Annotated in this window: 30 protein-coding genes and 1 tRNA gene; 10 read left to right on the plus strand and 21 right to left on the minus strand. The window is 63.2% G+C overall.

Translation table 11 applies throughout. The annotated features are described in order from the left end of the window. Positions 1-110 precede the first annotated feature (110 nt). The 11 genes from ACVISU_RS02335 to ACVISU_RS02385 form a co-directional block, all read right to left on the minus strand. Complete coding sequence (locus ACVISU_RS02335; RefSeq protein ID WP_456705873.1) at positions 111-788, minus strand: transcription termination/antitermination NusG family protein; 678 nt, start codon at positions 786-788, stop codon at positions 111-113. Next, positions 785-2,023, minus strand: a complete 1,239-nt coding sequence (locus ACVISU_RS02340; protein WP_456705874.1) for a hypothetical protein — start codon at positions 2,021-2,023, stop codon at positions 785-787. Before ACVISU_RS02340 ends, ACVISU_RS02335 begins: the two co-directional genes overlap by 4 nt. Positions 2,024-2,082: 59 nt before the next feature. Next, positions 2,083-2,322 carry a hypothetical protein gene (locus tag ACVISU_RS02345; RefSeq protein ID WP_456705875.1) on the minus strand — a complete coding sequence of 80 codons (240 nt, stop codon included), beginning with the start codon at positions 2,320-2,322 and terminating at the stop codon, positions 2,083-2,085. A gap of 303 nt (positions 2,323-2,625) precedes the next feature. Next, a complete protein-coding gene (locus ACVISU_RS02350; protein WP_456705876.1) occupies positions 2,626-2,844 on the minus strand; it encodes a DUF3310 domain-containing protein in 219 nt (72 codons plus the stop codon). After that, positions 2,841-3,035 (minus strand): hypothetical protein, encoded by a 195-nt coding sequence (locus ACVISU_RS02355; protein WP_456705877.1) that lies wholly within the window; start codon positions 3,033-3,035, stop codon positions 2,841-2,843. Before ACVISU_RS02355 ends, ACVISU_RS02350 begins: the two co-directional genes overlap by 4 nt. After that, positions 3,032-4,915 carry an MT-A70 family methyltransferase gene (locus ACVISU_RS02360; RefSeq protein ID WP_456705878.1) on the minus strand — a complete coding sequence of 628 codons (1,884 nt, stop codon included), beginning with the start codon at positions 4,913-4,915 and terminating at the stop codon, positions 3,032-3,034. The genes ACVISU_RS02355 and ACVISU_RS02360 overlap by 4 nt, the downstream gene beginning before the upstream one ends. Beyond that, the gene (locus ACVISU_RS02365) at positions 4,912-5,340 is read right to left on the minus strand and encodes an ABC transporter permease (RefSeq protein WP_456705879.1); all 429 of its coding nucleotides are present in this window, start codon (positions 5,338-5,340) and stop codon (positions 4,912-4,914) included. Before ACVISU_RS02365 ends, ACVISU_RS02360 begins: the two co-directional genes overlap by 4 nt. Further along, the gene (locus tag ACVISU_RS02370; protein ID WP_456705880.1) at positions 5,337-5,822 is read right to left on the minus strand and encodes an HNH endonuclease; all 486 of its coding nucleotides are present in this window, start codon (positions 5,820-5,822) and stop codon (positions 5,337-5,339) included. Before ACVISU_RS02370 ends, ACVISU_RS02365 begins: the two co-directional genes overlap by 4 nt. Beyond that, positions 5,822-6,382, minus strand: coding sequence for a DUF2312 domain-containing protein (locus ACVISU_RS02375; protein WP_456705881.1), 561 nt, complete (start codon positions 6,380-6,382; stop codon positions 5,822-5,824). Before ACVISU_RS02375 ends, ACVISU_RS02370 begins: the two co-directional genes overlap by 1 nt. Continuing rightward, the gene (locus ACVISU_RS02380; protein WP_456705882.1) at positions 6,379-6,528 is read right to left on the minus strand and encodes a hypothetical protein; all 150 of its coding nucleotides are present in this window, start codon (positions 6,526-6,528) and stop codon (positions 6,379-6,381) included. Before ACVISU_RS02380 ends, ACVISU_RS02375 begins: the two co-directional genes overlap by 4 nt. Then, positions 6,525-6,923, minus strand: a complete 399-nt coding sequence (locus tag ACVISU_RS02385) for a hypothetical protein (protein WP_456705883.1) — start codon at positions 6,921-6,923, stop codon at positions 6,525-6,527. The genes ACVISU_RS02380 and ACVISU_RS02385 overlap by 4 nt, the downstream gene beginning before the upstream one ends. Positions 6,924-7,033: 110 nt before the next feature. On the opposite strand from ACVISU_RS02385, the gene ACVISU_RS02390 reads away from it, so the two are divergent. From ACVISU_RS02390 to ACVISU_RS02410, 5 genes are all read left to right on the plus strand, one after another. Continuing rightward, positions 7,034-7,846: a LexA family protein gene (locus tag ACVISU_RS02390; RefSeq protein WP_456705884.1), complete on the plus strand. Its 813-nt coding sequence runs from the start codon at positions 7,034-7,036 to the stop codon at positions 7,844-7,846. Between the two features lie 135 nt (positions 7,847-7,981). After that, entirely contained in the window at positions 7,982-8,266 is a 285-nt protein-coding gene (locus tag ACVISU_RS02395; RefSeq protein ID WP_456705885.1) for a hypothetical protein, read from the plus strand. A gap of 16 nt (positions 8,267-8,282) precedes the next feature. Next, a complete protein-coding gene (locus tag ACVISU_RS02400; RefSeq protein ID WP_456705886.1) occupies positions 8,283-8,492 on the plus strand; it encodes a hypothetical protein in 210 nt (69 codons plus the stop codon). Then, positions 8,489-8,659 carry a hypothetical protein gene (locus ACVISU_RS02405; RefSeq protein ID WP_456705887.1) on the plus strand — a complete coding sequence of 57 codons (171 nt, stop codon included), beginning with the start codon at positions 8,489-8,491 and terminating at the stop codon, positions 8,657-8,659. The genes ACVISU_RS02400 and ACVISU_RS02405 overlap by 4 nt, the downstream gene beginning before the upstream one ends. After that, on the plus strand, positions 8,656-8,877 hold the full coding sequence (locus ACVISU_RS02410; RefSeq protein ID WP_456705888.1) for a hypothetical protein: 222 nt from the start codon (positions 8,656-8,658) through the stop codon (positions 8,875-8,877). Before ACVISU_RS02405 ends, ACVISU_RS02410 begins: the two co-directional genes overlap by 4 nt. A 20-nt stretch (positions 8,878-8,897) precedes the next feature. On the opposite strand, the gene ACVISU_RS02415 is transcribed toward ACVISU_RS02410, so the two are convergent. Continuing rightward, entirely contained in the window at positions 8,898-9,101 is a 204-nt protein-coding gene (locus tag ACVISU_RS02415) for a hypothetical protein (RefSeq protein WP_456705889.1), read from the minus strand. A gap of 508 nt (positions 9,102-9,609) precedes the next feature. Here ACVISU_RS02415 and ACVISU_RS02420 point away from each other — a divergent pair. Then, the gene (locus ACVISU_RS02420) at positions 9,610-9,777 is read left to right on the plus strand and encodes an SANT/Myb-like DNA-binding domain-containing protein (protein ID WP_456705890.1); all 168 of its coding nucleotides are present in this window, start codon (positions 9,610-9,612) and stop codon (positions 9,775-9,777) included. 410 nt (positions 9,778-10,187) lie between these two features. Here the strand turns inward: ACVISU_RS02420 and ACVISU_RS02425 are convergent, their stop codons facing one another. From ACVISU_RS02425 to ACVISU_RS02445, 5 genes are all read right to left on the minus strand, one after another. Further along, the gene (locus ACVISU_RS02425) at positions 10,188-10,358 is read right to left on the minus strand and encodes a hypothetical protein (RefSeq protein WP_456705891.1); all 171 of its coding nucleotides are present in this window, start codon (positions 10,356-10,358) and stop codon (positions 10,188-10,190) included. 32 nt (positions 10,359-10,390) lie between these two features. Further along, a complete protein-coding gene (locus ACVISU_RS02430) occupies positions 10,391-10,585 on the minus strand; it encodes a hypothetical protein (RefSeq protein ID WP_456705892.1) in 195 nt (64 codons plus the stop codon). Between the two features lie 389 nt (positions 10,586-10,974). Continuing rightward, positions 10,975-11,049, minus strand: a tRNA-Glu gene (locus ACVISU_RS02435). A gap of 169 nt (positions 11,050-11,218) precedes the next feature. Beyond that, entirely contained in the window at positions 11,219-11,368 is a 150-nt protein-coding gene (locus tag ACVISU_RS02440; protein ID WP_172803463.1) for a hypothetical protein, read from the minus strand. A gap of 108 nt (positions 11,369-11,476) precedes the next feature. Further along, on the minus strand, positions 11,477-11,815 hold the full coding sequence (locus ACVISU_RS02445; RefSeq protein WP_456705893.1) for a hypothetical protein: 339 nt from the start codon (positions 11,813-11,815) through the stop codon (positions 11,477-11,479). 158 nt (positions 11,816-11,973) lie between these two features. Between ACVISU_RS02445 and ACVISU_RS02450 the strand changes: the two genes are divergently transcribed. After that, positions 11,974-13,206 carry a hydantoinase/carbamoylase family amidase gene (locus tag ACVISU_RS02450; protein WP_456705894.1) on the plus strand — a complete coding sequence of 411 codons (1,233 nt, stop codon included), beginning with the start codon at positions 11,974-11,976 and terminating at the stop codon, positions 13,204-13,206. A 27-nt stretch (positions 13,207-13,233) separates the two neighbouring features. Here the strand turns inward: ACVISU_RS02450 and ACVISU_RS02455 are convergent, their stop codons facing one another. Then, positions 13,234-14,178: a sulfite exporter TauE/SafE family protein gene (locus ACVISU_RS02455; protein WP_456705895.1), complete on the minus strand. Its 945-nt coding sequence runs from the start codon at positions 14,176-14,178 to the stop codon at positions 13,234-13,236. Further along, positions 14,165-14,320 (minus strand): hypothetical protein, encoded by a 156-nt coding sequence (locus ACVISU_RS02460; protein ID WP_456705896.1) that lies wholly within the window; start codon positions 14,318-14,320, stop codon positions 14,165-14,167. Before ACVISU_RS02460 ends, ACVISU_RS02455 begins: the two co-directional genes overlap by 14 nt. A 374-nt stretch (positions 14,321-14,694) precedes the next feature. Here ACVISU_RS02460 and ACVISU_RS02465 point away from each other — a divergent pair, with 374 nt between their 5' ends. The 3 genes from ACVISU_RS02465 (at position 14,695) to ACVISU_RS02475 (ending at position 17,692) form a co-directional block, all read left to right on the plus strand. Then, a complete protein-coding gene (locus ACVISU_RS02465; protein ID WP_050400563.1) occupies positions 14,695-15,732 on the plus strand; it encodes a PrsW family glutamic-type intramembrane protease in 1,038 nt (345 codons plus the stop codon). Positions 15,733-15,797: 65 nt separating this feature from the next. Then, positions 15,798-16,370: an HdeD family acid-resistance protein gene (locus ACVISU_RS02470; protein WP_456705897.1), complete on the plus strand. Its 573-nt coding sequence runs from the start codon at positions 15,798-15,800 to the stop codon at positions 16,368-16,370. Positions 16,371-16,606: 236 nt separating this feature from the next. Continuing rightward, the gene (locus ACVISU_RS02475; protein ID WP_456705898.1) at positions 16,607-17,692 is read left to right on the plus strand and encodes a 3-deoxy-7-phosphoheptulonate synthase; all 1,086 of its coding nucleotides are present in this window, start codon (positions 16,607-16,609) and stop codon (positions 17,690-17,692) included. Positions 17,693-17,762: 70 nt separating this feature from the next. Here the strand turns inward: ACVISU_RS02475 and ACVISU_RS02480 are convergent, their stop codons facing one another. Then, positions 17,763-18,032, minus strand: a complete 270-nt coding sequence (locus ACVISU_RS02480; RefSeq protein WP_050400566.1) for a hypothetical protein — start codon at positions 18,030-18,032, stop codon at positions 17,763-17,765. Positions 18,033-18,054: 22 nt separating this feature from the next. Continuing rightward, positions 18,055-18,195 carry a hypothetical protein gene (locus tag ACVISU_RS02485; RefSeq protein WP_244521862.1) on the minus strand — a complete coding sequence of 47 codons (141 nt, stop codon included), beginning with the start codon at positions 18,193-18,195 and terminating at the stop codon, positions 18,055-18,057. Between the last annotated feature and the right edge of the window lie 45 nt (positions 18,196-18,240).

The raw sequence follows: 18,240 nt of genomic DNA on the forward strand, positions 1-18,240 counted from the left end.
GCACGACGGCCGGGCTTGCTGGGTACGCTTCGCGCGTCGATCTGGAGTCACCAGATCAGGGCATCAAGCCGCCGGCTTGACGTTGAACCGTTAGGCCGCGATGGCGATCCCTAAGCCGGCTCAACTTGCGTTTCGGAGAGTATGACCGAGACGCCGCCCATCAACGCGGCAATGAAAGCCTTGAGTCGCCCCTTTGAGTCAACACCGCGCTGTACCTCGGCAGCAAACGCGAACAACGGGCTGTCGCCGTCACTGACATAGACCTTATCGCCGGGCTTGTATTTGCCGCGGCTTCCGCGACCAATGCGCTGGCCGTTCTCGCCGCTCACAATGCCGCGCAAGATAGCCATGTCCTGCACCGTCATCGACGCGAACGTATACGTATCGATCAGATTGACCTCTCGCATCAAGCCGCCGCGCTCGACAACCCTACCGCCGCCGGAAACCGTGACCTTCAGGAACTCGCCGAGGTCCGGAACGCCGTAGCGGGCCACCGCATTGTTCAACTCGAAATCGGGAATGAAGATCAAGCCCGGCAAGAACGGCTTTTCGACGCGCTTGCCGAGGTGAGGCTTGGCCGCGACCTTGCCAGTGCGACGATCGATAAACCGCACAACCGTCGGCGACCATGCGCTGACGTCGAGCATGCGGAGCCGTTCGATCACGCGCGCGTCGCAGCCCGGCGAGCAATGACGCAAATACCAGCGGTTCGGAACGGGGACCTCGGACCTGCCATCCTCGACCGTGACGTAATCGACGATCTGCCCCTTGACGTAATGCATGTTCATTCGCTCTCCCCTGACCATTTGCCGTCGCGACGCGGTGGATAGTCCCGCGGAACTCGGAAACCGGACTTCGCCTTGCGCAGCCTGAAATTCGGATGCGACGACGACACTCCGTGCACGTTTGGATCGAACGGCTCGAGGAAGATGCGCTCGGCCTGCGGCTCGACGCCGAGCCAGAGCTTGAACCGATCGCGCCAAGCGGCGAACTGCGGCGTACCCGGCTCGACGATCAGCCAGCCATCACGGTCGGCGCCGGCATACGACGCCATGGCGACGAGGTCGGGCTGGGGAGCGATGCCGGTCCAGTAGCCCCAACCGAGAGTCTGATCTTGCACCAGCGGAAGATCGCGGCGCTCGGCGATTGCCACAGCCACCTGCAGGCCTTTCAGCTCCTCGCCCTGGACGAACCGCCGCGTCGGTTGCGCTGGCTTCTCGGCCGGCTTGCCTGCGTTCGGAAACTCGTCAAATCCCCGCGTCCGGATCCAGAGATGGAAATTCGGGACATGGTTGCGGCGGAGATCGCGCAGCATCTTGAGGAAATGCGGGATCGCGGCCCGACACAGCGCACGGTCATCCGGCGCCAGCTTCGCGAACTCGGAAAGCGCAAGGTCGCGCCGCAGCTTCGCCGGCCACGCGTCCCACGCCTCGGCGAAATGCTCCGGCTCGCCTTCCCCTTCCTCGGACTGATCCGGCTCACGCCCGCCCCCCAAGGGGGCTTGGGGGGAATCTTCAGGTTCAGGTTCAGAGATTAGGCCCTCGCACGATTGCGAGGGTCGGCCGAGTCCCAACCGAGTCCCAGCAGGAGGGTCTGACCCTCGCAATTTGCTAGGGTCAGATGCCGTTGAAACAGCGTGGTTTTCCGCGTCGACCGTCTCGCCGGCCGCCCGCGCCTCGATCGCATCGACATCGGCCTCGAACAGCAGGCGGATCTTGTCGGTGGTGCGCCGGCCGCGCTGCTGCCCGTTGCGCGCGCCGTACTCGTCGATCCATTGCGGTTCGCGCGAGATCGCGCCGACCATCTCGAGCCAGGCCAACCGGCGGCGAATGGTGTCCGGCGACATTTCGAGATCCTCGGCCAGCGACGGGATGCCGACCCAGCAACATCCCTCGCCGTCGACATAGATCGTCAGGTTCTTCAGAACATCCTTCGCCCCTGGATTGCGCAACCGCAAATGGCGCGCCCAGCTGTGCGCCTCGTCGGCGGCGATGCGGCGGGGTCGCCGTTTCGCGATCGTCATAGCTTCATTTCCTGATCAAAGAGGGTCGGATAACGCGACGCAACGGCCACTGGATTTGTTCAAGCTGGAGGCACCTGCAGGATGCGGTCGGCGATCTCCTCGCCAGACAACCGCGAGACGGCGCCTACCTCGACAGCGCGGGCCAGGCGCGGCAGCCATTCAGGGCGCAGGCCAAGCGGCGACAGTTCGCCGAGCTCTTTGCCCTTGACGACCAGCCAGCAGATCGCGTCCGCCAGCCGCATCGCCTCCGGGTTTTCCTCCGCAAGCGCGCGCAACACGGCGTTGAGCGGCCCGCTCATGACGCGCCCAGCTCAAGTCTCGCGTCACATGGCGGCGTCGCATCGCAGCGGATGCGCTCCTCGTCGCGCCAGTATTCGGTCCAATACTGGTCGCGCCCGCCCTCGAATTCATGCCGGCCGACCTTGACGATGTCGCAGCGAAGGCAGGACTGCTCGGTTTTGAGCGGAAAGCGGACCTTTTCGCCCCAGCGATGCCGAGACAAAACCGGCTTAATGTTCGCAATTTGCGAAGTTTCCGAGCATGCCGTCATTGGCTCGGACCTGCGAAGGCACTGACCGGCAGCGCAGCGAAGGCGAGCTTAGTCATGGCCGTTGGCCCGTTTTCAGCCGCGAGATCTCGCGCTCGATGTACCAACGGGCCTTCTCGAGATCGACTATCGGGTCGTCCGACTTCAACCCGACGCGCCAAATATATTTGACGGCGTTTCCGAGATTGAAATTCATGTGCTCGGTGACGGTGATGCACTCCACACCCGACGGATGCGAGTTGTAGTGCGGCGGGTGGTTCACCTGGTCGCTCATTGCCCCACTGCCCCCTTGATGCGCGCTTCGTTCTGCTGCAACCAGCGCAGCGTGTTCGCGGCGGCCTCGAGGCCATCGCGTTGGTATGTCGCCTGTGACGGGGTCAGCTTTGTGCGAGCGCCACTGCGGCGATCCCTAAGCTCGGTCTCAACAGCCATGATCTGGCGGCTCAGGGCGATTTTGTCGGTCATGCCCGCACCTCGTCATGCGCGATCGGCTTGCGGCGCAGGAATGCCGGGATGTCGAGGCCATCGTCGTTTGAACTTGCTCCAGGTCGGTTCGCCGGCGACACGGCTGCATCGGCGCGGGCTGCGGGCGCAGCGGCATCCGAAACGACTTCCCCGCGATCGGCCGGGGCAACATCGGCGGACGGGGCTGGAGGTTCGGCAGCGGGAGTCGCTCCACTGCCGTTCGCAATCGGTAAGAATTTGGCGTCGAGCTCGTTGAGACGATCGCGACCATCGTCATCGGTCACAAACAGGTCATCGTCGACATCGCGGATGACCAGGCCGCGCTCGATCAACTCCTCGACCGCCGGACCAGTGACGACAAGGTGAGCGTCGATCGCCGAAAGCGCCTTCCATTCCAGGAACACCGGATCATCAGAAGGCGGAAGCCGTGAGCCCGCGCCCTCGACCTCGCCTCGCTCGGCCTTCTCGCCTGCGACGATCAGCGAAGCCAGCCCGACACGCGCCGATGACGAGCTGTCGCTCGCATCGGTCGCGGGCGCGATTTCGCCTTGCGGCGAAACGCTGGGCGCATCAAAGCCCCAGCAGGTCCAGCCAGGACGCGCGCGCCGCGCGTTGAATTCCACCTTGGGCACGCTCGGCCAGTGGAATTCGATGATCTCATGAATGTTCGCAGGCTTCTCGGAATGGTCGCCGACCGGCGCCGAGAAGTTGCTGCGGAAATGCGCGGTCGCCGGCGGCACGACCTTGCCGCGGACGCCGACCAGGCAGATCTCATGTTCGCCCGTGAACCAATAGCCGTGCCCGCGCGCCTCGCCGGGACGCTCCTTATTCCAGACGAGGTTTGTAACGTAGCGGAAGCCCTGCAGCTCGAGCGTCCGGATCGCAATGGCAAGGTGCGGCTGCGTGGTCCACTTGAACAGAATGCAGTCGTCGGCGAGGCAGGCGAACCGCTCGGCGCAGCGCGCGACGATGTCCTCCGGCGTCAGCGCATCCGATGCAGTCTCATAGTGGTTCGCGGGATGCTTGATCATGCCGGTCTCGGAGGACCAGACCTCGTGATGCCACTCGAAATCCTCGACCGCGACGCCGAACATCTTTTCCGGCAGCGCCTGCAGCTTGCGGCCGAAATCCTGCTCCCGCTCGGCACGGCGCTCTTTCTTGGCGGCTACCTTCTCGGCCCGGATCTCCTTGATGACCGGCGCCAGGGCCTTCTTGACCTCCGGCGTCAGCCTGCCCTCGGCATCGCGCGGCAGCGCCTTGACGATCTCGGCCTGCCGTTCGACCGGCTGCGCCGCTAGCTCGGCCGCGGCGGCGACGGAAACCTTTCCCGCCCTGGTCGCCTCGACAATCTCCGGAGCGGCATGGGCGATGACGGAGCGGGCTCGATCGACCCCCTTAATATCGGTCGAAAGCAACCGCGCAGCCTGGTCACGGCTAATGTTCTCAATTTGGGAAGTTTGCGACTGGCGGCCCTGCCGCATCGTCACCAGATCGGCCGCCACCATGCGGCGCTGATCGTCGGTCAGATGCCGCCGAGGCAGGTTTTTCGAGATGACGTAGTCGAGCGGGTCACCATCCGTCTCCTCGTCCCCGATGACGTAAATATGCAGATTGTCGTAATCGGCGAGATAGTCCGCGGTCAGCGGCTCGCCCGCCATGTCGGCCCAGCCGTCGCCGAGCACCTCTCCGGTCGACACCAGCCAGACAAGCGCACGGTATCGGTTGCGGCCGTCGAGGATCTGCAGGCCGCCGTCGATCTCGATCAGGTCAATTCGATCGCGCAGACCGTGCCGGCGGATGTCCTCGGCGAGGGCGAAGAAATCTTCGCCCTCGATCAGCGGAAAGATGTTCGCATAGCGATGGAAGGCGAGCTGTGTCATTGCCCCTCGCCCTCCTCGCCGACCAGGATCGCGATGCCGTCGCCGCACTGCGCGATCGCCGCGACATTGCCCTCAGCCTGGTCGATATGCAGATTGATCGCGTCATCGGCTACGGCCGTCATCCTGTCGCCGGTTGCGAGCGCAAAGGCCGCCAGGCGCGCGGCGGTATGCGGCCGAACCGAAATCAACACGCCTTCCCGGCCGAAGCCGGCAAGCGGGCCGCCCTGCGACACGGTCGACAGCTCGCCGCGCTCGACCAAGCCCTGCATCAGGCGGTTGGCGTTGTTCGGCGAGCAGCGCATCGCTTCGGCCAGCGTCCGGCGCGAGGGCATCGCACCGTGCCGGCCGACAAATTCGGTGATCGCGGCCAGCGCGTCGACCATGCGACGCGTCAGCCCCATGCCGTTGGCGGGGACGTCGGTCAAAACGGGATCTCCTGCAGTTTGGAACGCGAGCCGAGGCCGGCGACGAGACCGGCAATGATGTCCTCGAGCGCAGGCGCGGAGCCGCGCGGGCGGCGGTTGCGCGCGTTCTGCAGCTTGGTCGACCAGCGCAGATTGGCGCGGCGGTTATCGAGGGTTTGACCGTTGATATGGTCGACCGAATGCGAGGCCATGTAGCGCTCGCTGCGCGGGTCGCGCCTGATCTGGATCTCGCGATGCATCCGCACCGTCGATCGCGCCGGCCCCTCGTTCCGTTTGGCGTAGCGCATCCAGTCGCCGCTGCCGGCGTGCCAGACGTTCCAGACGTTCTCGGAGAGCCAACCGTAATCCTCGGCATCGACCAGCGCATAGACCGGCTCGCGCGCCGACAACATGATGCGCCGCCAGGGCGTGCCGGTCAGGTCGATCAGCTCGGTCGAGACGGTCTCGATGCGCTGGCGTGCGATCGCGAACAAGCCGTGCATCAATGCGTCCTCCGGCGCCGCTCGGCGCGATCGGCCGCAGCCCTGATGCGATCTGCGTCGCGGTCGTGCGTCTCCTCGATCGCATCGGACTCGAGGTCGCGGCTGGGCCGCTCCGGCGCCGCTGTCGGTCGCACGTAAGGCTCGGCGAATGCCTCGCCGTCCTCGGTACGCCAGATCCGCACGGCCTCGCCGCCGATGCTGGCGATCACCTCGCCGTTGACCGGCACCAGCAGCTGGAACGTCTCGATCACCTGCTCGCGGGACATGCCGTCGCGCACCAGGCGACCGACCTGGACGTGCAGCGGGCTTTCGGCCTGCATTCCGATCGCGTGCATGTACGTGCCATCGATCGCCTCATTCTCGGCGATCTCGGCCGGGTCCTTCTGCCGCCGCTTGATGATCCGCCGTATCGACTTCGGATCGAAGCCATCGGCCTTGGCCTCGGCGAAAACCGCCTTCTGGTCATCCTTCAGATCGGCGATCTGCTCGGCGAGGCTCTCGATCCGCTCGACGAAGGATTTCAGGGCCTCGCGCGCACCCTTGGTGCGGATCTCGCTCATCGCTTCACCCAGCGGAAGCCGGCGCCGGTATCGCGCTCGGGATGAAACGGCCACGCGATGACGGTGACGAGCCCGGCAATGCCGAGCCCGAGGAAGATTGCCATCAGCGCGTAGAACTGCGGGTCCGACAGACGATCTGTGATCATGGCTCGATCCCCCGTTCGAGCGCTTCCAGCCGGCGTTGCGTGTCCGCCTGCAGGCTGCGCAGCTTTGAGATTTCGTGAGTGCGACGGAGCGCCCGTGCCCAGGCCTGGTTGTTGCCGCTCGTCATGGTGAGCAGAACGAGGTCGCCAATGTCGCTGTTGATCAGGCGGTCGACCGCCTCGAAATCCGGTGCCGCCTTGCCCGTTTTCCACCGGTAGCAATCGCGCTCGGACCGACCCGTGCGGATGTGCATTTCCCAAGCAAAATCAGACCGGAAGCGCTTTTCGAGCACAGGCAGCAGCCGCAACCAGGCCTGACGACTTCGTCGTGATCTGCTGACGACTTTGTCAGTGGCGGAGTTTGACTGTCCCCGCGCGGATTTTACGCTGCGGGTCATGCGCTCAATTGCTCTTTTACGTTTGCATCATCTGACCGGGGGCCGACCCCAACCCAATCGTTGGGGGTCACCTCGCCGGCGGTCAGCGCGAATATGGTCGCCATCGCCGCATGGTCTGGCTCGCGTTCGCCCGCACGGTAGCGGCGTACGGTTTCGCCGCTCCAGCCAGCCCGCTTTCCAAAGCTAGCGTTGCTCTCTCTGTTAGCGATCATCCAAGGGTCAAAGCGCATGCCCCATCACATCACCAATTTGGTGATGATTCGCAAGCAATTATCACCAAAATGGTGCTATCAACAAACACCAATTTGGTGCCCATTGCCGTCATGAAGGAGAAATACCCAAACGGATTGGCAGAGGCGCTCACGAAGCGGCCCACTGTGACGCAGGCAGAACTTGCAAAGGCGGCCGGCACAAGCCCGCAACAGATCAATCGTCTAATTCATGGCGAGCGAGAGATGACCGCGCTCTGGGCTGAGCGATTGGCCCCGACCCTGCGCACGTCCCCCGAGCGGCTCGTATTCCCCGGCTTAAGGACGTTTCGAGCACCCCTTCTATCGTGGGTCAGCGCTGGACGACTTGCAGGTCAGGAGGGTGTGCGAAAGTCGGACGTGCGAAAGTACGTCTACCTCGCGGATTTACCGAAAGGCGACTGGATCGTCCTTGAAGTGCAGGGTGACTCTATGGATCGGATCGCCCCCGACGGATCCTATATCTGCGTCAATTTGTCAGACCATCGACTGCTCACAGACAAATTCTATGTCTTCGGTACTCCGGAGGGCGACGCTACCTTCAAGAGATATCGTCACGGCAATCCGCCGCGCCTACAACCGTTTTCCACGAATCCGGATCACGAGACCATTCAGATGTCGAGCGAGACGCTGATCATCGGCCGCGTCGGGCGCGTCATCAACGATCTGGGCTAGCTCATCACGGACAAACCAGGCGCGAAGAAGATCAGAACACCATTTTAGGCATCGTCACCATTTTGGTGATTTGATAATTGACCAAACACCATTTTGGTGGGATTTTGTTTCCCGTGAAACAAACGGGGAACCTCAATGCGACGTGTATCCTGCAATCGCCTGCCCGCCATCAGCCGCACGCCGGCTGCATTGGCAACTATTCCAAACTACATTGATACCGCACTCGTAAAGCCGCGCGCACCGCTGTCGCCCAGCGAAACCGTTAGACGCATGGCTGATGATATGCGCGAAGCTTCCTACCGCGAGGGCGGCCTCACCGAGGATGATCTCGAACGCAAGGGCTTCACCCGGTCGCAGATCAAAGCACATGCGGCTGATGCCCGCGCATTAGCGCAGCAGCTCGCTGGCCCGAGCTTGTGAGAACGGCCCTTCCCTGATGAAGCGCCTTCAACGCAATCACTACATTGCGCTCGCGCTGCTCGAATACAGCCCATTCGAGCGGCATCCGCGCGGCGGCTGGCGGTTCGGCGCCAGGAGGATCACCAGCGAGATGGCCGACCGCCTGATCGCCGGCGGCCGCGCGCTGATCGTTGATGACAAGTTGCGTCCAGTGGTGCGCGCGGCCGCCGAGAGGCACCATCGATGATGCTGGCGATCTACATCGCAGCCAGCTTTGCGGCCGGCCTCCTGGCCGGCCTCCGCGTCGGTTACCGCCGCGGCTTCGAACGTGGCGTAGAGGCGTCAGAGCGCCTCTATCCACCGATCACGGTCAATGGCGACAGCGACGCACAACGCAGCGGGCGCCGCATATGAGCGCGCCGATCACCGAGAAACGACTGCTCGACGCGATCGCGCTGGTTTCCCAGGTGATCATCCTGCATGGGCCGAAATACGCTCCGCTGCTCGATCGACTCGAGCAGGAGCTCGATGCTCTCAAACGCTATGACGATCCGGTTAGCCGCGCACGCCGCCACTTGGGGATCGAGACGCGCGCCATCGCGATGATCGCTGCCCCGTCCTCGCCGCGATAGACGTTCTTGCCGCCAGGCGCCTAGTTTGGTGGCTGGAGGCCCGGGGAGCGCAACCACTCGCTCATGTGAGCGCCGGTCTCCGCCTGACGAGCCTTCTTAAGAAGGATCTCCCGTTCGGAGCACGGCGGAAGGGCTTTCGCTTGCTCGCGTAGCTGCTCCGCCTCTTTGGCAAGTCGTTCTTCAAGGGAATAGGTCTGTTTGAAACGACGACGCTTGACAGTCATGCGCTGTCCTTTCCTTCTGGGAAGGCGGGAGCGCTTCGTTGCGTTCTCGTCAGATCTATCGGGGCCTATTCTGTTAACGTTTGTACATTTCGCTCGTTCCATTCGGAGAATCCGGGGAACTTCGAATAGGAACCGAGGGGACTTCCGCTGCCGAAGTCATGAGGCGGCTAGCTGGCAAAAAGCCGGAGCCAAGGAAGCTTGCCAAGGCTCCTAGAGCATCAGGGCTATTCCTGCAATTACGACAGGGCACAAACCAAGCGCGACGATTGCAATGCGGAAAACGAACTCGGACAGGCACACTCCCGATAGTGCGGCCGCCTACATAGGCTAAGTTCGAAACATTCCCGTTGAAAGTGTAATTTGTGCCCAGCACGCGCTACTCATTCGTCCTTGTCAAGTATATAGGTCCCCAAATCAGGACAACCCGGTAAACACCCGGGCAGACGCGGCTGACGCAACATGCAATTCCTACTGGCATTTCATCACGGAACAATTGCGGAGAGTTCCCATGCCGGTAAGATCATGGTCCGCTGAGGAAGAGCAACAACTGTTGCAACTGATCCGGGAGACCGGACTAACTCAGCGGGAGATCGCTCATAAGATGGGGCGCACCGAGGCTGCGGTTAGCGCTCGGCTTACGATTATCAGGAAGCGGGTTGTGGAGCACAACACATAGGCCCATGCGCGGCGTGAAGTTGTCCCGGCAACTATACCCGGTATCATGCTTATGCGGTCCATTCGCGTGGTTGCCGCTAGGGGCTCACGTTCGCCCGACATTCGAAGTCCAAACTAAAAGGCCCCAGCACGTTTCCCCCGCTGGGGCCTTTTCTTCGGGGCGCGCACATCAGAACGCCGCCCGCTTAAAATTCACGCGAGCGGCGCTTGCTCTAGCCCCAGGAAGGTTGCTGCAAAATCCTGATGGGGACAGCTTGGCACAAAATGCATGTTGGGGCGATTACCCCAGAAGTGGTACCTGGAGGTTGCGGCGCGGTAGGGCGGCCTCAGCCGTTCGTTTCACGCGCTGAGGCCGTTTGTTTAGGCCGCAGATCGCGATGAGAGGAGCCGCGCAAACCGGTCATCTGAAGCTTAATGGTAACACCTATAAAGCTGTTTGATGATATCGCGGTACTCGTCGATCAAGCGCTGAAACTCTATGCGGAGTGCTCGCGACTCGAGCTGGGTGACTTCACGCTCCATTTGCTCAAGTTTCGCTTCCGCCCCCGCAAAGGTCATCGGGTCGTCGTCGGGAGCGATCATTGTGACCTCCCCAATGAAGTGGCTCGGAGTGCCTAGGAGTCCGGGGCCATAAGGTTTCTATTCGGCTCCTTCATCGCTCTTTCGACTTCATCAGCCAATGCGCGATGATGAGCGGCCAGCTTCGCGAAAAGGGTCTTTTTCGTCGCGTCGGTCGCGAGCTTGCTGATTAGTTCACACTCTTCCGCTTCAACCCGAAGCTTCTCCAAGTGCGCCTGCATGTCTCTCATAGCGAGGTTCCCCGACGTCGAACCTATTCTGCGAGAGCGTTTCTAGAGGCGTCAATAACGTGCGCTAGCTGAGATAGCGGGGAGCCCCGGGACTTTTCTTACGGAGAACACCGTAGAGAACGAGTTTGCTGCCCTATAGAAGGCCGTTATGCCCAAGTAGCGTGCATTTCCCTCGGTGTAGTCTACCGAGAACGTCAGAACCTCCGGCTAAGCGATTTAGGACACTATCAGATTCGAATTCGGACACTCGGGGTCAAATACCCATGTTTGGATACGAACAGAAAAGGAACGATATGGTCGTACCTGCGTGCAACAAAACGTCCAACACGTGAACGAGACGCCCATCAAGTAACTGGAATTTAATCAGATTTTTTCGCGCAGTCGCGCAATGGCGCTCCCTAGCGGAATCGAACCGCTCTCTCCACCGTGAAAGGGTGGCGTCCTAACCGATAGACGAAGGGAGCAAAACTCCCGGCAAATCAATACGTTAGACGTGAGATAGGCCGGACTGGCCGTGACCTGCACCCGGCCGCGACGGGCGAACGTATAGTGGCGATTGGGCGGACGGGCAAGCGTTCAGAACGCTTTTCCCGGATTGCCGCCCGGATCACCCGCAGACCATCGCCCCTGAGGTCACTTGCAGGACAATCCGGCTTCGATCGAGGTCCAGAAGCCGCAATGCGACGGCACATGGGCATGAGCCCGCGAACCGCCGGCATGAATCAGGATCGCGGCCGCAAGCGCGACGACGATGGCGGGAACAATGAATCGACGGAACGACATGGGCCTGCGCATCGAACGATATCGTGGCCTAACTATGGCCTGCGGGCCGGATGGATGCCGGCAACGAAACGCGCGGTACGCAGCCGCTCACCCGCTGTGCCCGGCCGGCTAGTGATTGCTGGCGACGTCCTGACGATTGCTCGGCTGCGCTGCCGCCACCGCCGGCGTCTGCTTGATGCAGGTGCTACAGATCACGAGCTTGCGCGCCAACCGGTCGTCGGCATCCTCTTCCGACAATTGCGTCTCTGCGGCCGGTGACGCATTCCGGGTATGGCGTCGCGTTGGCGGGCGGTTGGGATCCTGCCCGGCGCCGTCCCAGGCGAGCGGACCGGCTCCCGGCGGCGGGGTCGTCATGCTGTATTGCTGCGAATATTGCGCGCAGGCGCCGAGCGCGATCGGAAGAAACAGCACAGCGGCCTTGCCGGCCCAGTTCCTGAATGCAGACATGATCACACTCACACGCTATTCGTACCGCGACATCAGTCCTGCGAACTAAGAGCAGAACCGCTAAGAAATCGTTCACCCTGATTGTTCCGTCGCATCCAACCGCGACCGCATCAAGACGGGATTGAGGCACCAAGACGCTAATCCGGAGTAGTCCAACCATGCCAGGCATCAACGGTCGCTTCGACGGCGAGCGCGTGCTCGCCGATCTCAATGCGCTGCGCGCGATCGGCGCCTACAAGACCGGCGTACACAAGCCGACATTTTCGGAGCCGCATCTGCGCTCGCTCGACTGGCTTGCGACGCACCTGCCCGATGCCGGTCTCACCGCGACGATCGACGGCATCGGCAACGTGTTCGGCACCAGCGCGAAAGCGGGACCGAAGCTGCTCGCTGGTTCGCATCTCGAAAGCCAGAACCATGCAGGCTGGCTCGACGGGCCGCTCGGCGTGATCTATGCGCTGGAGGCCGCGCGCGTCATCAACGGCGATCCCGGCATCGACGGCGCGATCGAGGTCGCCGCTTGGTGCGACGAGGAGGGCCATTTCGGCAGCTTCCTCGGCAGCCGGTCGTTTACCGGTGCGGTGACCGAGGCCGACATCGATGCGGCGCGCGATCGCTCCAGCGATCGCACCATGCGAGGCGCGTTGCACGATGCGGGCTTCGCCGGCCGCCCGCGCGTCACCGCTGAACAAGGTCGCCATATCGGCTATCTCGAAGCGCATATCGAGCAAGGCGACACGCTGGAAAGCAGCGGACTCAAGATCGGCGTCGTCACCTCGATCGTCGGCATCTGGCAATATCGCATCACCTTCGCCGGCGAGCAGAACCACGCCGGCACCACGCGAATGGCGGTGCGCCGCGATGCCGGCCTGGCGCTGGCTCGGTTCTGCGTCGCGATCGACGACAGCTTCCCTGCCCTGTGCGGACCGCGCACGGTCTGGACCACCGGCCGCATCACGCTGGACCCCGGCGCGCCGAGTATTATCCCAGGCCACGCCGAGATGCTGTTCCAGATCCGCGACGACAATCCTGCGGTGATCGCGCGGCTCGAGGCGCACCTGCATCAGTTGGCGAAAGACGCCAACGCGCAGGGCCGCTGCGGCGTGAAGGTCGAGCGCATCCGCACCGGCGTGCCCGCGATGATGACGCCCGCCTTTCAGGATGCGATCGAGGCTGCGAGCGCGGCCTGCGCCGGCGGCAAATCAATCCGGATGCCGAGCGGCGCCGGCCACGACGCCCAGGTCCTCGCCACCATCATGCCGGCCGCGATGCTGTTCGTGCCGTCGATCGGCGGCATCAGCCATCACTGGAGCGAGAACACTGACGACGCCGATATCGTCACCGGCGCTGAGGTATTCGTCGAAACCTGCCGGCGCCTGCTGGCAGGTTAGAGCGCCTTCGCGCGAGGTGGAAAAGCTCTAGCCACCTTGCGAACGCCGCCCCGCGGCATTGTCGGCATCAGGTTGGGCCGCCCCTAGTCCGGATCTCATCGGCGCCAACGCGTGCGGGCCCTGCGCGATCCCTCTCCGCGCGCTGAAGAAGACATACAACAAGCAGATGTCGATCAGGATCGTGCCGGCCATGACGCTGTAGGCCCACGGGCTTCCCACCAAATTCACTTCGACCAACACGCGCGACAGACCGAATCCCACGACCCACGCATCGAAGCTCATGCAGATCCGGCGAAACGTCTCGGCATCCAGCCGCCGGATCATCCAGGCCCCGAACGGAATGCCGACGACCACGCAGGGAACGAGCACGAACAAGATGCTCCGGCTCTCCTCGATGAACAGACCGAGCTTGTAGTACGCGATCGCGGTCAGGCCGGACTCCGTCACCCGCACCAGTGCGAGACCGGCCCGAAACTCGTCTTTCACCAGGCCCTGATTGTTGAAGAGGATCGCCAGCGGCGGTCCCGAGATGGTCGTGACCGAGTACAGCACTCCGAGCGCCGTTCCGAACGGCAGGCCGACGAGCCACTTCGACTGGATCGGCTTCCGCCAGCCGGCTGCCTGCACCAGGATCAGCGGCAGAATGATCGAGTAGGTGGCGAATTTGATCCAGCCGGGTTGCAGTGACGTCAGCGCAAAAGCTCCGACGGCGATGCCGGGCAGCATGCCGATGAGAATGGGCAGCACGCGTCGCCACACCGCCGGAACGCCGCTCAGATTGATGCACAGAACATACAGATTGACGAAGACTTCGACGATGACGACCGCAGGATTGAGGACACGGTTGGTGTAGAAGACAAGCGCGACCGGCACGGTAAGCGAGGAAAACCCGTAACCCAGCGCACCGTTTACAAACGCCGCAAACAGGGCGATCACGGCAAGAACGATCACAGCGGAATCAATCGAAGACATCTTTAGCTTTTACCGGATCAGTCGCCTTGCCCGCGACATTATAGCCCACGGAAAGCCACGCGGTGTCGAAACTTGCCGCCACCACGTCGCGCTGCGGCCACGCGCCGTGAAGTTCGCCCCATCTGCGGGTCGGTGATCTCATCGTGCCGAGAGCCACCTCGCTGTGCCCCCGATCTCACCCCGACACGACGTCGGCGCGCCGCTCGCGGCATTCAAGCAAGCTGGCTGGCTGGACCGACGGATCGTCACCCGATCACAGTTCGGTGCTGAGGTTCTGCGCCTGGTACGCCGCACGGGGCGTTTCGCTGCCAGGAACTGCCCGGCAGCCGGCCGTCGCCCCTTGCTTTGAGCCGATCGAGGCTCACGCCGCGCTTTCGCCGGCAACCGTGGCATATTGGACACGAGAACGGCATCAGCCGAGCCGATTTCCCGGTTGTCTGATTTGCAATCCGCTGAACTTGCTGCCATTTCTTCAATACGCATCGCTTTGGTGCCATAAAAGGGGCCTTCCGGCTCATGTTGTTGCTTGAGTCGCTTCCGACTGTGATCGGCGCTGCCGCCATCGCACCCGCACTGCTAGTGCTGTGGCTGGTGATTGCCGCCGACGAGCGTCCGGGGCCGCCGGTGCAGGTTTGGCTCGCCTTCGTGCTCGGCGCGGCCAGCATCTCGCTGCTCGGGCTGGCGCGAATTCCTTTCAACGCGCTGCTCGCCATTCCCGACAATCCCTGGGCGACGCAGGCGGTCCGCGCGCTGTTCGGTGTCGCGGCGCCGGAGGAGATCGTCAAGGTTCTCGTCATCGTCGTAATTTCGACGCGGCGGCGCGCCTTCGCCGATCCGATGGATACGGTGGTCTATGGCGCGGCCGCGGGCCTCGGATTTGCGGCTTACGAGAACCTCGCCTATCTCGTTCAGCACAAGGACATGTGGCGCGCGCTCGCGGCGTTGCGCAGCGTGCTCACCGTGCCGTTTCACGGCGCGCTCGGCATCATCGCCGGCGCCTACCTTGCGATTGCGCGCTCGGGTGGCGCGCTTGGCGCGTACCGGGGTCACCGCGACTGGGCGCGCATCACCAACTGGACGCTGGTGCTGGTCGCGCCCGTCCTGCTGCACGCGGCCTTCGACTTTCCGCTGCTCTCGCTGCAGCGGATTCCCGATCTCAGCCCGACCACGCGCCTGCTGCTCGGTTCGGCGAGCGTCTTGGTCGGCTTCTCCTCGATCGGCTTTGCGATCCGCCTGGTGCGCCGCCTCGGCCGGCATCATGCCCCGCGCACCGACGTTGCGCGCGAGCGGCTCAGCCAGTTGCGGCGGATGTGGGCGCTGCTGCTGGTCGGCGGCGGCGCCGGTTTTGCAGGAGTCGCCTTCCTGCTCACGTCGCTGCATCACTGGTACGTCAATCCCGAGCGCAATGCGTCGTTCATCCTGGTCCCGATCGGCTTCACCTCGATCCTGATCGGGCTGGCGCTGCTGATCGCGACCACCGCCGTGTATTTCCTCGGCCGCAACCGGATGCGAACCGCCGCGGAGGGCTTTCCGTCCGCGCCGGGCCAGAGCTAGGATACGCTGCACGCCCGCAGACTTTGCCGTTGCAGACTTTTCAGTTGCAGATTTGGAGAGCCGTGATGACCCTGTCCAACGATCTCGACAAACTGCGATCGGAGATGCAGGCGGCGGTCAAGCAGCACTGGAAGGCGTTCCTGTTCGAAGGCATCCTGCTCGTCATCCTCGGCATCGCGGCGATGATCGTGCCGACATTCGCGAGCCTCGCCGTCACGATCTTCCTCGGCTGGATGTTCCTGATCTCAGGCATCGGCGGGCTGATCGTGACCTTCTGGGCGCGCAACATGCCGGGCTTCTGGTGGTCGCTGATCTCGGCCGCGCTCGCCGTATTGGCCGGCATGGTGCTGCTCGCCCACCCGATGCAGGGCGTGCTGACGCTGACCATCGTGATCGGCGCCTATTTCGTCGCCGAGGGCGTCGCTACCATTATGTACGCGCTGGAGCACCGCCGCGAATTGTCGGGACGCTGGTCCTGGCTCTTGATCGCCGGCCTGATGGATATCCTCGTCGCCTTCTTCATCATCGCGGGCCTGCCTGAGTCGGCGGGCTGGGCGATCGGGCTTCTGGTCGGCCTCAATCTGATGTTCGGAGGTGCCACCCTCATAGGTATGGCGTTGGCCGCGCGCAACACCTGACGGCGAACTGGCTCCCCTCCCGGATTTGAGGGGTGACAGGTCGAAATCCCTGGGCTATAGAGCCGCCCATGATCACCGTCGCCACCAGCTATTTTTGGTACTTTAGCTACGACAGCTCGCTGGCGGCAGGAGGATCGCGCTCAATCTGAAGAATTGCAGCAAACGTCCAAAACAAGCCGCCAGACCTGGCGGCTTTTTGTTTGCCGGCAGGTCCCAAAAATCCAAAGGAGCCAGCCGTGTTGAGTACGACAGACGATCTTCGCATCAAGGAATTGAAAGAGCTGAGCACGCCCGAAGAGGTGATGCGGGAGGTCCCGCGCACCCTGACGGCGACCCGCGTCGTGATGGGCGCCCGCAACGCCATCCACGCGATCCTGAACGGCACCGATGACCGCCTGCTGGTCGTCGTCGGCCCCTGCTCCATTCACGATCCCGCGGCGGCCGTCGATTACGCCGAGCGTCTCGCCAGCCTGCGCGAACGGCTCGCCGACCGCCTCGAGATCGTGATGCGGGTCTATTTCGAGAAGCCGCGCACCACCGTCGGCTGGAAGGGGCTGATCAACGACCCCGATCTCGACAACAGCTTCGACATCAACAAGGGCCTGCGGCTCGCCCGCAACGTGCTGTCGGCCGTGAACAATCTCGGCCTGCCAGCCGGCACCGAATTCCTCGACATGACGACGCCGCAATACATCGCCGACCTGGTCTCCTGGGCCGCGATCGGCGCGCGCACCACCGAGAGCCAGATTCACCGTGAACTGGCGTCCGGCCTGTCGTGCCCGGTCGGCTTCAAGAACAGCACCGACGGCGGCGTGCGGATCGCGGCGGACGCGGTGAAGTCGGCCTCGCACCCGCATCATTTCATGGCGGTCACCAAGGGTGGCCGTTCGGCGATCGCCGCGACCAGCGGCAACGAGGACTGCCATGTCATCCTGCGCGGCGGACGCGTGCCGAACTATGATGCAGCGAGCGTCGATGCGGCCGCCATCGAGCTCGGCCACGCCGGTGTCGCAGCGCGGCTGATGATCGACACCAGCCATGCCAACAGCAGCAAGAAGCCGGAGAACCAGCCGGTCGTTGCCGCCGACATCGCCAAGCAGGTCGCAAGCGGCGAGCAGCGCATCATGGGCGTGATGATCGAGAGCAACCTCGTTGCCGGACGTCAGGACGTCGTGCCGGGCAAGCCGCTGACCTACGGCCAGAGCATCACCGACGGCTGCATCGATCTCGCGACAACGGCGGATGTTCTGAAGCGGCTGGCCGATGCCGTCGACGCCAGGCGCAGCGTGCGGCGTGACGGACTGCAGGAGCGTTCGGCCTGACGTGGCCGGACGGATTGAGCGTTGCCGGCGGAGCGTGCGTGCATCGCGCTCCGCCGATCTCTTCCGCAGCCTAGCAGCCGCGGCAGATGCTCTTGATCTTTTTGTCGAGCGCCGCGTCTTCCTTGTTGGCCTGACTGTTCGGATCGCTGATATTCTTCTCATTGCCAACGTCGCCGCGGCGCGGCTGACGATGTCCGATCGGCGCTTCCGGTACGCCGCCCGAATTCTTCTGCATGGAGGACGATCCGCCCTGCTGCTGCGCCCATGCCTGGGACGTTCCAACCTGGGGCGCTCCAACCGCAACCGCCATCAGAGCCATCAACAAAACTGTCTTCCGCATCTCGCGTCTCCGCTTCTCAATCCTATCGCGCCCGTTCCGGCACCTCGACGGTAGCACAGTTGCGTCGCCCTTGCGCTGCGCAATCCTGGACCTTCCGTATATCGGCCATCGCGCCAAGGAGCCAGATTGCCGCGGCGACCAGCACCACAAAGAAGCCGAACATCACAGCATTTTCCACGCTGCGGCTGTCCTCGTCCTCGGGTGGCTG

Source organism: Bradyrhizobium sp. USDA 4452, from assembly GCF_054063575.1.